Annotated in this window: 13 protein-coding genes; 12 read left to right on the forward strand and 1 reads right to left on the reverse strand. The window is 63.0% G+C overall.

Annotated features, from left to right (window positions below; genetic code table 11):
• The first annotated feature begins 54 nt into the window (after positions 1-54).
• From AC0QUY_RS27615 to AC0QUY_RS27635, 5 genes are all read left to right on the forward strand, one after another.
• Positions 55-4,404, forward strand: coding sequence for a strawberry notch-like NTP hydrolase domain-containing protein (locus AC0QUY_RS27615; RefSeq protein WP_475389350.1), 4,350 nt, complete (start codon positions 55-57; stop codon positions 4,402-4,404).
• Between the two features lies 1 nt (position 4,405).
• Positions 4,406-5,446: a DUF7146 domain-containing protein gene (locus AC0QUY_RS27620; protein WP_475389351.1), complete on the forward strand. Its 1,041-nt coding sequence runs from the start codon at positions 4,406-4,408 to the stop codon at positions 5,444-5,446.
• 333 nt (positions 5,447-5,779) lie between these two features.
• Positions 5,780-6,718, forward strand: a complete 939-nt coding sequence (locus AC0QUY_RS27625) for a DUF2493 domain-containing protein (protein WP_475389352.1) — start codon at positions 5,780-5,782, stop codon at positions 6,716-6,718.
• Positions 6,719-6,905: 187 nt separating this feature from the next.
• Positions 6,906-7,421 (forward strand): hypothetical protein, encoded by a 516-nt coding sequence (locus tag AC0QUY_RS27630; protein ID WP_475389353.1) that lies wholly within the window; start codon positions 6,906-6,908, stop codon positions 7,419-7,421.
• Between the two features lie 549 nt (positions 7,422-7,970).
• Positions 7,971-8,294 carry a DUF736 domain-containing protein gene (locus AC0QUY_RS27635; RefSeq protein WP_475389355.1) on the forward strand — a complete coding sequence of 108 codons (324 nt, stop codon included), beginning with the start codon at positions 7,971-7,973 and terminating at the stop codon, positions 8,292-8,294.
• 243 nt (positions 8,295-8,537) lie between these two features.
• Here AC0QUY_RS27635 and AC0QUY_RS27640 read toward each other — a convergent pair whose 3' ends face one another.
• On the reverse strand, positions 8,538-8,765 hold the full coding sequence (locus AC0QUY_RS27640; protein WP_044592761.1) for a helix-turn-helix domain-containing protein: 228 nt from the start codon (positions 8,763-8,765) through the stop codon (positions 8,538-8,540).
• Between the two features lie 227 nt (positions 8,766-8,992).
• On the opposite strand from AC0QUY_RS27640, the gene AC0QUY_RS27645 reads away from it, so the two are divergent.
• The 7 genes from AC0QUY_RS27645 (at position 8,993) to AC0QUY_RS27675 (ending at position 12,940) form a co-directional block, all read left to right on the forward strand.
• Positions 8,993-9,271: a DNA -binding domain-containing protein gene (locus tag AC0QUY_RS27645; protein ID WP_475389427.1), complete on the forward strand. Its 279-nt coding sequence runs from the start codon at positions 8,993-8,995 to the stop codon at positions 9,269-9,271.
• Between the two features lie 146 nt (positions 9,272-9,417).
• Positions 9,418-9,606, forward strand: a complete 189-nt coding sequence (locus AC0QUY_RS27650; RefSeq protein WP_475389356.1) for a transcriptional regulator domain-containing protein — start codon at positions 9,418-9,420, stop codon at positions 9,604-9,606.
• A gap of 178 nt (positions 9,607-9,784) precedes the next feature.
• Positions 9,785-10,186, forward strand: a complete 402-nt coding sequence (locus tag AC0QUY_RS27655; RefSeq protein WP_475389357.1) for a DUF2285 domain-containing protein — start codon at positions 9,785-9,787, stop codon at positions 10,184-10,186.
• 134 nt (positions 10,187-10,320) lie between these two features.
• The gene (locus tag AC0QUY_RS27660; protein WP_475389358.1) at positions 10,321-10,605 is read left to right on the forward strand and encodes a helix-turn-helix transcriptional regulator; all 285 of its coding nucleotides are present in this window, start codon (positions 10,321-10,323) and stop codon (positions 10,603-10,605) included.
• Positions 10,606-10,627: 22 nt separating this feature from the next.
• Entirely contained in the window at positions 10,628-11,509 is an 882-nt protein-coding gene (locus tag AC0QUY_RS27665) for a replication initiator protein A (RefSeq protein WP_475389359.1), read from the forward strand.
• Between the two features lie 454 nt (positions 11,510-11,963).
• Positions 11,964-12,428, forward strand: coding sequence for a DUF2840 domain-containing protein (locus AC0QUY_RS27670; protein ID WP_475389361.1), 465 nt, complete (start codon positions 11,964-11,966; stop codon positions 12,426-12,428).
• Positions 12,425-12,940, forward strand: a complete 516-nt coding sequence (locus tag AC0QUY_RS27675; RefSeq protein ID WP_475389362.1) for a S26 family signal peptidase — start codon at positions 12,425-12,427, stop codon at positions 12,938-12,940. Before AC0QUY_RS27670 ends, AC0QUY_RS27675 begins: the two co-directional genes overlap by 4 nt.
• The last annotated feature ends 264 nt before the right edge of the window (positions 12,941-13,204 follow it).

Here is a 13,204-nt window from a genome sequence, read left to right on the forward strand (position 1 = left end):
GGTCGAGAGAGCGCCCGGCGGCTCAATCCGTCCCAGCTCTTCGAGGTTCTTCCCATGACATCGACTTCTGTCTCCGTGGCTGCCGTCGCGGCCGCGCCGCTCTCCGCTGCGTCTGGCTCTATGATGAAGGCCGGCGCGATCGCGAGGGCCGCGCACGGTCTTCTTCTGCATATCGAGCGAGGTCAGCGCATCGATGCGCCGATGTTACGCACAGCGATGGAAAACGCCTTTAGTGCCTCCGACGCCGATGGAGGATGGGACTGGAAGTCGGCCTACGACGCCTGTGAAGCAGCCACCGTCCTGTTCCTTCGCAAGTTCGGTCCGGCCATGCGCGCGCGTGCCGATTCGCCTGCCGCGATGCTGCCGATGCTGGCAAAGATCGCCCGGCTTCTTCCCACCCACACCCGCCGTTCGGAAGAGAGCGAGGCGCTTCAGCAGTTTAGCACACCCATCGTGCTTGGTTTCGTGGCGAGCACCGCGGCGGCGATAACCCCGGCGGATGTTGTGCTGGAGCCATCGGCTGGCACGGGCTTGCTCGCCGTTCTGGCCGAGCTGTCTGGTGCTTCACTCGTTCTCAACGAGTTTGCCGAAACCCGCGCTGGACTTCTTTCACTTCTCTTTCCGGGCATCGCCGTCACGCGCTCCGACGCCGCGCATATCGACGATCATCTCGACATCGCCATCAAGCCAAGCGTCGTGCTGATGAACCCGCCATTCTCGGTTGTCGCCAACGTCGACCGCCGCATGACCGATGCTGCCTTGCGGCATATCGCGTCGGCCTTGGCGCGGCTCCCCGAAGGCGGTCGGCTTGTCGCAATCACCGGGGCCAGTTGTTCGCCGGACAATCCGGTCTGGCGCGATGCCTTCATCCGCTTGCAGGAACGCGGACGCGTCGTCTTAACCGCCGCCATTGCTGGTGGGATCTTCGCGAAGCACGGCACTACCATCGAGACGCGGCTGACCGTAATCGACCGGTTGCCCGTGGACGATGCGACGACATTTCCGTCGTCTCTCCCCGTGGCGCCGGACGTTGCCACGCTGCTAGGATGGGTCACGGAGTACGTTCCGGCACGACTGCCGATCGCGATGGCAGTCGTCGCTTCGCCAAGCGCACGTCCGGGCATTCCGCGAACCGTCCGCGCCTATGCCATGCGCCCGTCCGGCATTGCGGCTCCCATAGCGGATCCGGCGGCGGTTGAACTCGCCTATGGGACCGTTGCTTGGACACCGGCTGAGGGCGGCCAGATCACCGAAGCGCTTTACGAAGAATATGCACTTCAATCGATCCGTATTCCCGGCTCTCAGCCACATCCCACCAAGCTGGTCCAATCAGCCGCCATGGCGTCAGTGGCGCCGCCGGTCCCGTCCTATCGGCCGCACCTTCCGGCTCACATCATCGCCAACGGTCTGCTGTCCGATGCGCAGCTTGAATCCGCTATTTATGCGGGCGAGGCGCATTCCCAGCTCCTTGCGGGATCATGGACCGTTGACGAGACCAATGACCTGGTCTGCGCGGCGCGCGAGGATGCGGACAATGCCGTGCAATTCCGGCGGGGCTGGTTTTTGGGAGATGGCACCGGCGCGGGAAAGGGCCGTCAGGTCGCCGGTATCCTGCTCGACAACTGGCTGAAGGGCCGCCGCCGCGCGGTGTGGATCAGCAAGTCCGACAAGCTGATCGAGGACGCCCAGCGCGACTGGTCGGCGCTCGGCATGGAACGGTTGCTGGTCACGCCGCTGTCGCGCTTCCGCCAGGGCACGCCGATCCGTCTGGAGCAGGGCGTCCTTTTTACCACCTACGCCACGCTGCGATCCGACGCGCGCGACGAGAAGGCTTCGCGGGTCAAACAGATCGTGGAATGGTTGGGCGCCGACTTCGACGGTGTCATCATCTTCGACGAGTCTCACGCGATGCAAAATGCCGCAGGCGGCAAGGGCGAGCGCGGCGACCAAGCCGCGTCGCAGCAGGGCCGCGCGGGGCTTCGCCTTCAGCATGCCCTACCGAACGCGCGCATCGTCTATGTCTCGACGACCGGCGCCACCACGGTTCATAACCTCGCCTACGCCCAGCGCCTCGGGCTGTGGGGCGGCGAGGACTTTCCGTTCGCGACGCGCAGCGAGTTCGTCGAGGCAATCGAGGCGGGCGGCGTCGCAACGATGGAGGTGCTGGCGCGTGACCTCAAGGCGCTCGGCCTCTACACGGCGCGGTCGCTGTCCTACGAAGGCATCGAGTATGAGTTGATCGAGCATCAGCTCACTGATGACCAAATCCGCATCTATGACAGCTATGCCGGCGCCTTCGCGATCATTCATAACAATCTCGCCGCGGCCATGCGGGCTGCGAACATTACCGGCGCGACCGGAACGCTGAACGCGCAGGCCAAGTCCGCCGCCAGATCAGCGTTCGAATCGGCGAAACAGCGCTTCTTCAATCATCTCATCACGGCTATGAAGACGCCGTCGCTCATCGCGTCAGTCGAACGCGATCTGAGACACGGCCATGCCGCTGTGATCCAGATCGTCTCGACTGGCGAGGCGTTAATGGAACGCCGGCTCGCCAAAATCCCGCCCGAGGAATGGGGCGACGTCCAGGTCGACATTACACCGCGCGAATATGTGCTGGATTATCTGGCGCACGGCTTCCCGACCCAACTCTACGAGCCGTTTACCGATAGCGAAGGTAACCTGTCGTCGCGCCCCGTCTTCCGAGATGGCCAGCCGGTGCAATGCCGGGACGCCGTCGCGCGTCGTGATTGTTTGATCGAGAAGCTGGCGTCGTTGACGCCGGTTCATGGCGCGCTCGATCAGATCGTGCAGCGTTTTGGCACCGACATCGTGGCCGAGGTGACGGGCCGCACCCGCAGGATTGTCCGCAAGCGAGGGGGCGATGGAGTCGACCGCCTCGTCGTCGAGAACCGCGCCGGCTCCGCCAACCTCGGCGAAACCCAGGCATTCATGGACGACGTCAAGCGCATCCTCGTCTTCTCCGACGCTGGCGGCACGGGCCGCTCTTATCACGCGGAGCTTTCTGCAAAGAACCGGCGCTTGCGCATACATTATCTGCTGGAGGCCGGATGGAAGGCCGATGCCGCCATTCAGGGATTGGGCCGCACCAACCGCACCAACCAGGCGCAGCCGCCGCTGTTCCGGCCAATCGCCACCAATGTGAAGGCTGAGAAGCGCTTCCTCTCGACCATCGCACGGCGTCTCGACACGTTGGGTGCCATTACTAAAGGCCAGCGCCAGACCGGCGGGCAGGGCCTGTTCCGCCCCGAAGACAATCTCGAAAGTCATTATGCGCGCGATGCGTTGCGCCAGCTCTACTTCCTGCTCGTCTCCGGCAAGGTCAGGGATTGTTCGCTTCAAACGTTCGAGGATGCGACCGGGTTGAAGCTTATCGACAGCAATGGCATCAAGGACGAGTTGCCGCCGATCACCACATTCTTAAATCGCCTGCTGGCACTGACCATCGATCTCCAGAGCATCCTTTTTACGGCGTTCGAGCAACTGCTGACGGCACGCATCGAGGGCGCGATCGCGTCCGGCACCTATGATGTCGGACTGGAGACGTTAACGGCCGAGAGCTTCGTCGTCGCCGACCGGCAGACGATTTACACCCATCCCGGCACCTCTGCGGAGACCCGCCTGCTGACCATCACCCAGCGCGAACGTAACCGGCCGGTCGGGCTCGATGAGGCGCTGAAGCGTCTCTCCGACCCCCGCAGGGTTCTCCTGGTCAACAGCCATTCGGGCCGCGCTGCCGTGCAGGTTCCGGCCCGCAGTCTGATGCTCGACGATGGCGAAGTCGAACGCCGGGTCCGCCTCATCCGCCCGATGGAACATCCCACCATACCGTTGGCTATGATGCCACAAACCCATTGGCGGGAGGCCGACCGCGACACCTTCGCCCGCGCCTGGGCGACCGAAGTCGCCGAGGTTCCGGAGTTCGCGGACAGCAAGATTCACATCGTTGCAGGCTTACTGTTGCCGATCTGGAAGCGTCTGCCGAACGAGTCAACAAGGGTGTATCGGCTGCAGACCGACACCGGCGAGCGCATCATCGGCCGCAAGGTCTCTCCCGCGTGGGTCGCCAGTGCGCTGGAAGCCGGAACGTCTAGTCTTTCCCCGGACGCCGCCTTCGCCGCGCTGATGGAAGGCAAGACCATTCTCGATCTTGCCGAAGGTCTTCAGGTCAGGCGCGCCCGCGTGATGGGTGTGAACCGGATCGAGTTGACCGGCTTCACCGACACGATGCGGGATCGGCTGCGCGCTTACGGCCTGTTCGGTGAGATTATTTCGTGGAAGCTGCGTTTCTTTGTCCCAGTCGATGCGACCGGTCCTGCGATCCTGGCCAAGGTTCTGGAGTGCTATCCGATTGCCCGCGTCGCCGATCGCGCGGTGGCGTAACATGCTGCGCAATGCAGCAGAGCTGGCGCATCGCCTCGCGCGCGAGGCCGAGGCGGTGTGCCGTCATTATCTCTCTAACGGGCGTCGCGTCGGCAGTTACTGGCTGGTCGGCGACGCCAGGAACACGTCAGGCCGCTCGATGTTCGTCCGCCTGAAAGGCGGGGACATCGGTGGCCGCCCGGCCGGCAAATGGACCGACGCGGCAACCGGCGAACATGGTGATTTGCTCGACGTGATCCGCGAAAGCTGCGGCCTGGTCGATTTCCACGACGTCACCGAGGAAGCGCGACGCTTCCTGAACCTACCGCGATCCGAACCGGAATCGGACTATCGACCGCGTGGGTCTCCTGCGCCGACCGGCTCACCGGATTCGGCGCGGCGTCTCTTCGCTATGTCGAAACCAATTGTTGGGACGCTCGTGGAAACCTATCTGCGGGGGCGCGGCATCACTCAGCTGCATGGCATTGGCAGTCTGCGGTTCCATCCACGCTGCTATTATCGTCCCGAGGCAGATTCCCCGACCGAAACCTGGCCCGCGATGATCGCCGCTGTGACCGATCTTCAGGGCCACATCACCGGCGCGCACCGCACATGGCTCGATCCGTCAGGGCGCGACAAGGCACCGGTCGATACCCCACGCCGGGCCATGGGTTACCTTCTCGGGCACGCGGTTCGTTTCGGTCCGGCTGGCGACGTGATGGCTGCCGGCGAGGGTATCGAGACCATGCTGTCGCTCCGCTGCGTTATGCCCAGCATGCCGATGGTCGCAGCGCTCTCGGCCGCGCATCTTGCAGCCATCCTGTTTCCGGCAGCGCTGCGCCGACTCTATATCGTCCGTGACGACGATCGGGCGGGCGATGGCGCGGTGGCAGGACTGTTCGACCGGGCGCAGTCGGCCGGGATCGAGGCGATGGTGCTGTCGCCGCAATGTGGAGATTTCAACGAGGATCTGCGGAATCTTGACATCAACGCGCTACGTGCAGCGTTGCGCATCAAGCTCACCCTGGAGGACGTTGGCCGGTTCTTGATCGCGGGGGTTTAGACGGGAAGAGGGGATCAGGCTGGTACTCCGCCCCGACGGTGCGCGGTCAATCCTCAGGCTTCTCTTTGTTCGGAGAGGGCCGCGCTCACGGCCTTCTTGAGAGGGCGACTCTGCGGCAAGCGGTCCGGCCAAGCAATGGCGGGAGCCGGCTATTTTCCGTCGCGCCCCAAAGGGCGCTTTACATCGCGAGGCAAAATAGCCGGCTCCCGCCATCCTTCGCTTCGCTACGGCCGCTGTCGCTCTGCTCGGCGGTGCAGGTCCGGTCCGCCCGCCGCCTTTCGTCGCCATGAAGGCCGCGATGAGCGCGACCAATCCGACCAAGGAAAGCCTGCCATGACGATCGAGCGCACCGAGACCGACTACGAGCAGCAATACGCCACATCCCCGACTGATCACGTCCTTACCGAACTCCAGCTTCACGGCTACCGCCCTTTCCAGGACGAACCCGACCCAAGACCGCTGCCTGAAGCCCGTATCGTCGCCGCCGCCGTTGCCGACATCTTCGACGCACTCATCGCGAGCTTGAGCGAAACCCGCCTCGAACCCGACCTCAAGGACCTACTGTGGTCGACCGTCAATCTCTTCCACCGCGCCAACGAGCGCATCGAGCGCGAACTCGACGACAACGAACAGGCGCAGAAGCGCAGCCAACGAGACCAGGATGGCTCCGAAATCCGCTCGGTTGAACTCGAGCGTCTCACTGCCGAGGGCATGACACTGATCGAGCGGCGTAACAGCATGGAATACTTTCGCGACCAGGCGGCCGACCACTTCGCAAGCCACACCGGATCGCACTGGCATCCCCGTAGCGGCTCGATGGTGAACCACCGCGCCTTGACCTCGGCTGTCATCGATAGTCGCGACTTCCTCGCCGCCAAACGCCGGGCCGAAACCGAAGTGTTTTTGCCTGCCGGGCCGAAGATCGCCTTCACCGGAGGCCTCGACTGCAACGATCATCGCCTGATCTGGGACAAGCTCGATCAGGTCCACGCCAAGCATCCGGACATGGTGCTGCTGCACGGTGGTTCGCCGAAGGGCGCCGAGCGTATCGCCGCCCGCTGGGCTGACCACCGCAAAGTTCCGCAAATCGCCTTCAAGCCCGATTGGACCAAACACGCCAAGGCAGCCCCGTTCAAGCGCAACGATCAGATGCTTGATGTGCTGCCTATTGGCGTCATCGCCTTCCCGGGCACCGGCATTCAGGAGAACTTGGCTGACAAGGCACGGAAGCTCGGCATCCCCGTCTGGAAATTCGGCGACGGCGGCGCGTAAGCGCCACCGCATCTTCAGTTTGAGCTGCTATCCATCGAACCGGCGGAGCGGCAATGTCCGCTCTGCACCGAAACAGCGAACTGGGCCCCCACGTGTTCACTCCGCCCGTCGAACCGAAACTTGGCTCGCCAGTCGACCCCAGGGGATTCCAAACGGGCACGGGATCGGCTATTCCCAGGACGGCGCCGTGGTGGTGGTGGAAGGCGCGACCCTTGCAACCCTTGTCACGGGGACCATCACCATGCTCATCATTGGCGTTCTTCTTAATATCGTCGGGCTCGGCATCTTCTGCTGGGCACTGTTCGGGCTCGCAACCCATGCATTGCCGTTCTTCGTCGGCATGACCGTGGGGATCTATTCATTTCAAGCCGGAGCAGGTCCGTTCGGTGCCATCGTCGTTGGCTTCATTATGGCCGGTTTCGCACTCGTCGTCGGGCAGTCCGCTTTCTCCGTCGCCCGTTCTCCCGTTGTCCGCCTTGTCATCGGGCTGCTATTTGCGCTTCCTGCGGCACGCGGCGGCTACGATGCGACCCTCGCCCTTGCTCATGTTGGGGTTCCCCCGGGTTGGTGGCGGGAGGTGTTCGCCATTTTCGGCGCCATCACCGTCGGGTGCACCGCCTGGGCGCGCGTGTCGGTCCTGACTGAGCCCCCTCCGGGTGGGAGTGTTGCCCGGGCCCAGCCCAGTCACCGATTGGGGCAGTGACCCAAGGGCAGGTGACTTCATGGATCCGTCGTTTCTCGGTCGGGATCAGCGCGAATAGCCAGCCTGTCAATATGACAGCGATGTCGCGGTGCCACACACACTTCGATTGAGCGGGGCAATCTCTTTGAGCGACTACGATCCGGTGCGTCGCGGCGCCTGCGTTGGATTCTGTCTGCGCGGCGACAAGTGGCGACCCTTTCTGCACGCCAGGGTTTCTCTTTGCTCGCCTGGAACGCTGGGCCTCTTGTGTGGGCCGATCGCTAGCTGGCACGTCTCCAAGATGCTGTTCAACGCACGCGAACACCTGGCCTCTCATAGGCTTGATCTGGCCGAAGGCCGGCTGCGCCTCGATCGCCTGAACCGCAATGGCGGCGGGGAGACTTTCTTCCCCTGGGCTTCGCCCATTCCTCGCGAGGCAAGAAAGTCTCCCCGCCGCCATCCTCCGCTGCGCTGCGGCCCAAACGGGTGCGGCGTCGATCGCCTTCGGCTCTCAGATCGCCATCGAGGCCGCGGTGGTCGCGGAGCTCGAAAACAGCAAGGAGAAGTGACATGGCTAACATCGGCTCATTCAAGAAATCCGGCCAGGAATTCCAGGGCGAAATCGTTACCCTGAGCCTTCAGACCAAGGGCGTCCGCATCGTCCCCGAGGGTGATCGAACCAACGACAACGCACCGAGCCACCGGGTCTACGTCGGTCGCGCCGAGATCGGGGCCGCCTGGTCGAAGCGCTCCAGCGAGGGCCGCGATTATCTCTCGGTCAAGCTGGACGACCCGAGCTTCAACGCTCCGATCTACGCCAACCTCTTCGACGACGAAGACGCCGAGACCTACACCCTCATCTGGTCCCGCAGCCGCAAGCCCAACGGGGACTGAGCAAGACCCGGAGTGCAACGCCCCGCTCATCGAGCGGGGCGCTGTACTTCCGCCTTGTGATTGCGCGCCGCCTCGCCGCAGCCGAAACCAAAAATGCCGGCCTAGAAGTTGATGCGGGCGACCGGGGCCGGCCGCAGCGAAAAATTCAAATTTTCGGCGGGCTTGCTACGGCCGCTCGATGAAGATCGCCGCCGGAGGAACTCTGCGGCCTCGCGGTGAGAACCCGTACGCCAGGATTGCGACCTACGATCTGGTGGCCCGCCCAGACCGCTTGAGCAAGTCTCCCGGTTCGGTTCCCAGTGCCTCCGCAATCTGGCCGAGCACGGTGACGCTTGCCGACACATCACCGCGCTCGATCGCGCCGACGTAACGGGCGCTTAAGCCCGCGCGCTCGGCCAGTTCCTCTTGCGTCATTTGCAGATCGTGGCGTTTCCGACGCAGGTTCACTGCCATGATCTCCTTGAGATCCATGGCGGCATGGGAGCCTGAATAGGAATGATCGTTCTAGGAACGATCGTTCCTATTCGTCTCAAGGTGTGATATTCATGAACAGCCAATCCTGTCGAGCGGGAATCGCCGCTGCCGCCGTTCGATAGGATTTTCGAACACCATCATTACAAATTGCTATTAAGGGCTCTGGCCGTCTGGATTGCGGCCAAACTATGCCTAGAGTTCATTGGCATTCCAGAATGGATCTCATGCAGAAACCGCCCCTCGATCCTGACGTCGACGATAGCGCGCCAGATGACACGACGCTGACGATTTACGACGAGGAGCACATGATTACGTACATGCGCCTGCTCGACGCCGACGCGGCTGGTGCCGACTGGCGCAAAGTCGCGAAGATCGTCCTGCACATTAACCCGGATCGTGAGCCCGATCGGGCGCGACATGCGTTCGAAAGCCATTTGGCTCGTGCCAAATGGATGACTGAACATGGCTACCGCCATTTGTTGCGCGGCGGCGCCTCTCGCTAGAAGAATTCGGCTGAGAGGTTGCCGACGGCGAGAATCGTAGCCACGGTGGTTGCATCGCGCGATGCAAAATCAGGGACTAGCTGCAACCCTCAAGCGTGAGGATCATCCCGGCGCAATTCTTGGCGCGCACGCGGAGTAGGACGCAAATGTCCGATTTTGATTGGGAGTCGCCGGAAGCCTATGAACGAGCACAAGATGCCGAGATCACCGGCTTCGCATGGGAGTGCTTGCGCCGCAATCCCGACTATCAGCGCGATCATGATGAGATCGCCGGCCACGATTCCGCCGTAACTGCTGATTTCAGGAGGAGGTGGGGCCTCTGCTTTCGCGGCTGACCCCGACGGGTCCTTCCACGAGCAAATCGTCTTTTGGGCGCCGGAAGCCCTGTCGACGGTAGTCCCCCTGAGCCAGGCGCTGCCGTCTTCGCCCGGCAAGTCCTTAAGCCTTGATCTGAACGCTCTCTCTGGCGCTGAGATTCGGCGCGCGCCGGACGGCTGGCACGCGCTGCTTCGTTTGCGTGGTGTCGAGCATCGGCTTTGGCTGAAAGAGCCGCCGCTGAATTCCTCGACCTACGCCGTCGAGTTGCCGCTGGACGATGATTTCGAGATGCGGGCGCATGCCGCCCGACGACTCTGGCGCACGCTCAGCGGCAAGGCGCCCGGTCCACCATTCCACACCTTGTCGCCGGCACGGCGCCACCGATTGGCGTTGGCCCTTCGCGCACTCGATGCGCGAGTGGACGGCAATACTTACCGCGTGATTGCCGACGTTCTATTCGGCGCCAAGCGTATCCCCGAGCGGGCCTGGAAAACTCACGATCTCCGCAATCGGACCATCCGTCTGGTGCAAGCCGGTTTTGCACTGATGCGCGGCGGCTATCGCGACCTGCTCCGCCAATCGCGCCGCAAGAAGTAGGCGATCATTCCGAGGGGTATCGAAATTCCACCCCCTCATCTTCGGCATCCCCCTTCGCGCGTCTGCTCCGCCATCGTGACCCCAGACGCGCCGCCGAACCCGCCGGCGCTCCACGAGATCACGGAGCCCCGAAGATGCCCGACCCGAACGCCGGATTGCCGCCGCGATACCTGCGCACGCCCGAAGCTGCACGATTCCTCAGTCTCTCAGGCCGCACGCTGGAAAAGCACCGAACCTACGGTACCGGCCCCGCCTATCGAAAGCTCGGCGGACGCGTAGTCTATGCCCTGGAGGATCTGAAGGCGTGGGCGGACCAAGGCGCCAAGACCTCGACGTCCGATCCTGGTGCCGGAACGGTATTACCCGCCAAACGCCATGCGGTGGCCTTGCGCCCCTACGCCGGCCAGACGCGTCGCTGATCGCCACGGGAGCGCAGTGACGATGCCACGCAGACACCGTTCAGAACGCGAGCAACTCGACCTGTTCCGTGCGCTTCCCGGCCATCTCGCAGCCCGCGATGCGCAGGATCTCATGGCCTATCCGTTCTTCTCGCTGGCCAAATCCAGGCGCATCGTTCCCATCGACTTTCGCGCAGGCAAGATCGCCATTCGTGTCGAGGCCGTGCCGGAGCACGGCATGGCGACCATCTGGGATGCGGACGTTCTGATCTGGGCGGCCTCGCAGATTGTCGAAGCCCGCGACGCCGGTTTGAAGACATCGCGGCTGATGGCGGCTACACCGTACGAAATCCTGACCTTCGTCGGCCGCGGCACCAGCGCCCGCGATTATGACCGGCTAAAAGCTGCGCTCGACCGGCTGCAATCGACGACCGTCATGACGTCGATCCGCCAGCCGACGGAACGCTGGCGGCACCGCTTTTCCTGGATCAATGAATGGAAAGAGACGGCAGATGTGCACGGCCGGCCACGCGGATTGGAGCTGATCCTGGCTGACTGGTTTTATGCCGGTGTGCTGGATGAAGCACTCGTACTCACCATTGATCGTGCGTATTTCGACCTGACCGGCGGCCTGGAGCGCTGGCTCTATCGGCTCGTGCGCAAGCACGGCGGACGCCAGACCGGCGGCTGGAGTTTCGATTTCGTTCATCTGCACGCCAAGTCTGGCAGCCTCTCGCCGCTGAAGCATTTTGCATACGATCTCCGGGAGATCGTCCGCCGCCAGACCTTGCCTGGCTATCGCCTCGTTATCGACCGCGGCCTTAGAGGGGCTGAACGCCTCAACTTCACGCCCATCCCTGTCGATCCGCTCACGGCCGCTCCACGCCGTCGCGGGCTCCAAACTGCATCGGTGCACAAGCTGTGAATCATTTCGTGCTATCGGGGACGAGAACTCGCGTGCCATCGGGGACCCGATCCTCGTCCTTTCGGGGACCGAAATCGAACGTAACGTTCTGGCGCTCAAATTCTTTTCGCGCTCGTAACTTTACTAACCTGGAATCCTGCGGATTCTTTCTAACGGAGCGCGCGTTTTCCACAGCGGTGGTCAGCGGACGAAATTTCGGGAACTGGTGCGAGGTTTCGCGGAACGGCTCAAGGATTCGCGAATTGGATTCGCGATCCAGAGGCCGAACCACGAGCAGGCTCAACAGAAATCGCACACCTCTGAGGATTCCATTTCCAGCGTCGTGTCCAGCATCCTCCCCCGGCACGATGATCGCTGCCCAACATTGCAGCGGGGGAGCGGGCAATAACCGTGCTCTTTCGTCGCATCTTGCCGGCTTCCCGGCTCGACACTTCTCCTGCCAGGGAGGAGCAGGATGAGCGACCTCACTCATGTCGAACTCCTTTGGCTGGAGAAGCGCATCGAGAACTGGATTCGCTTCGGCCACGCTGCCGAGGAGCAGATTCTCGATAAGCGACGGCGGATCCTGTCGTTCGCCACGGGTAGCATCTTCGCGTTCGTGCGCTGGGCCTCCAACGACTTCGGCACCGTTATCTCGCGCGTCGATATCCTGCGGGCTGTCGCGCCGGGCCAGCGCTGCGCGACTGTGCCGTATGTACGACCAGGCGGCGAACTCTTGTTGCGCTTGTCAGGCTGGCCCAAGGTCGAACGCGTGTTGCAGATTGTCGACGCCATCGAGGCGCTCGGCATCGACCCCGCTGACGCGGCCCCGGATTACTGGCACCACGTCCACAACCGGGTGTCCGTCAACGAAGTGCCTCGCGCTTACACGCGCTCGCGCCATCAGGCCTGGCTGCATCGTCGGCGGATCGCGCCGTGACGGGCCGCGTGATGACACTCCTGACAGTGCTGTTGGCTGCAACCGCTGTGCTGTCATCGATCGCGGCGAGACCGGTTCCCAGGTTTCTCTGGAACGCTTCCGAAAGCGTTCCCATCGGCCTCTACGGGTTACAGCCAACCGACCGACTGTTCGTCACCGAACTTGTCGCGATCGAACCTCCTGAACCGTTTGCAACCTTCCTCGCCGATGGCCGCTTTCTGCCGCGCGGCATTCCCATGCTGAAGCGTGTGCTGGCGCTTCCTGGGCAGACCGTGTGCAGGGAGGAGCTCAGGATCACCGTCGACAAGACTGAGATGGGGGTGGCGCGCGAGCATGACAGCCGCGGTCGCCCGCTGCCCGTCTGGCAGGGCTGCCACGTCGTCGCCGATGGCGAGGTCTTCCTCATGAATTGGCAGTCGGCGGACTCGCTCGATGGGCGATATTTCGGGGTGTTGCCGGCAAGCGCGATCGTCGGACGGGCGGAGCCTCTTTGGACTGGTGAGAAGGAGTAATCGTGACGCAAAACTGTAAGCCTTCCGCTTCCCTTCCGTTCGACCAAAGCGCGGACCATTCCTCCGTCCCGGCCAGCTTTCGCACGCCGTGCCGCAGATTAGTGGCCGGAGGCGACCGTCAGCGCTTCGCTCTTGACGGATGCGGAGGGCACTATGGCAGCCTTGCGATCCTCAGGTCGATGCTCGACCTATCGGCCCTTATACCGCAGTCGAGCAACCTGTTCGTGGGCCTTGCCCGAGGGATCAGATCGCAATGATCCAAAT

The organism is Bradyrhizobium sp. WYCCWR15520 (assembly GCF_056174665.1).

Bases quoted from the DNA above. Each gene is read 5' to 3' on its own strand.
- AC0QUY_RS27615 (WP_475389350.1), top strand. From the start codon at position 55: ATGACATCGACTTCTGTCTCCGTGGCTGCCGTCGCGGCCGCGCCGCTC.
- AC0QUY_RS27620 (WP_475389351.1), top strand. From the start codon at position 4,406: ATGCTGCGCAATGCAGCAGAGCTGGCGCATCGCCTCGCGCGCGAGGCC.
- AC0QUY_RS27625 (WP_475389352.1), top strand. From the start codon at position 5,780: ATGACGATCGAGCGCACCGAGACCGACTACGAGCAGCAATACGCCACA.
- AC0QUY_RS27635 (WP_475389355.1), top strand. From the start codon at position 7,971: ATGGCTAACATCGGCTCATTCAAGAAATCCGGCCAGGAATTCCAGGGC.
- AC0QUY_RS27640 (WP_044592761.1), bottom strand. From the start codon at position 8,765: ATGGATCTCAAGGAGATCATGGCAGTGAACCTGCGTCGGAAACGCCAC.
- AC0QUY_RS27645 (WP_475389427.1), top strand. From the start codon at position 8,993: ATGCAGAAACCGCCCCTCGATCCTGACGTCGACGATAGCGCGCCAGAT.
- AC0QUY_RS27650 (WP_475389356.1), top strand. From the start codon at position 9,418: ATGTCCGATTTTGATTGGGAGTCGCCGGAAGCCTATGAACGAGCACAA.
- AC0QUY_RS27660 (WP_475389358.1), top strand. From the start codon at position 10,321: ATGCCCGACCCGAACGCCGGATTGCCGCCGCGATACCTGCGCACGCCC.
- AC0QUY_RS27665 (WP_475389359.1), top strand. From the start codon at position 10,628: ATGCCACGCAGACACCGTTCAGAACGCGAGCAACTCGACCTGTTCCGT.
- AC0QUY_RS27670 (WP_475389361.1), top strand. From the start codon at position 11,964: ATGAGCGACCTCACTCATGTCGAACTCCTTTGGCTGGAGAAGCGCATC.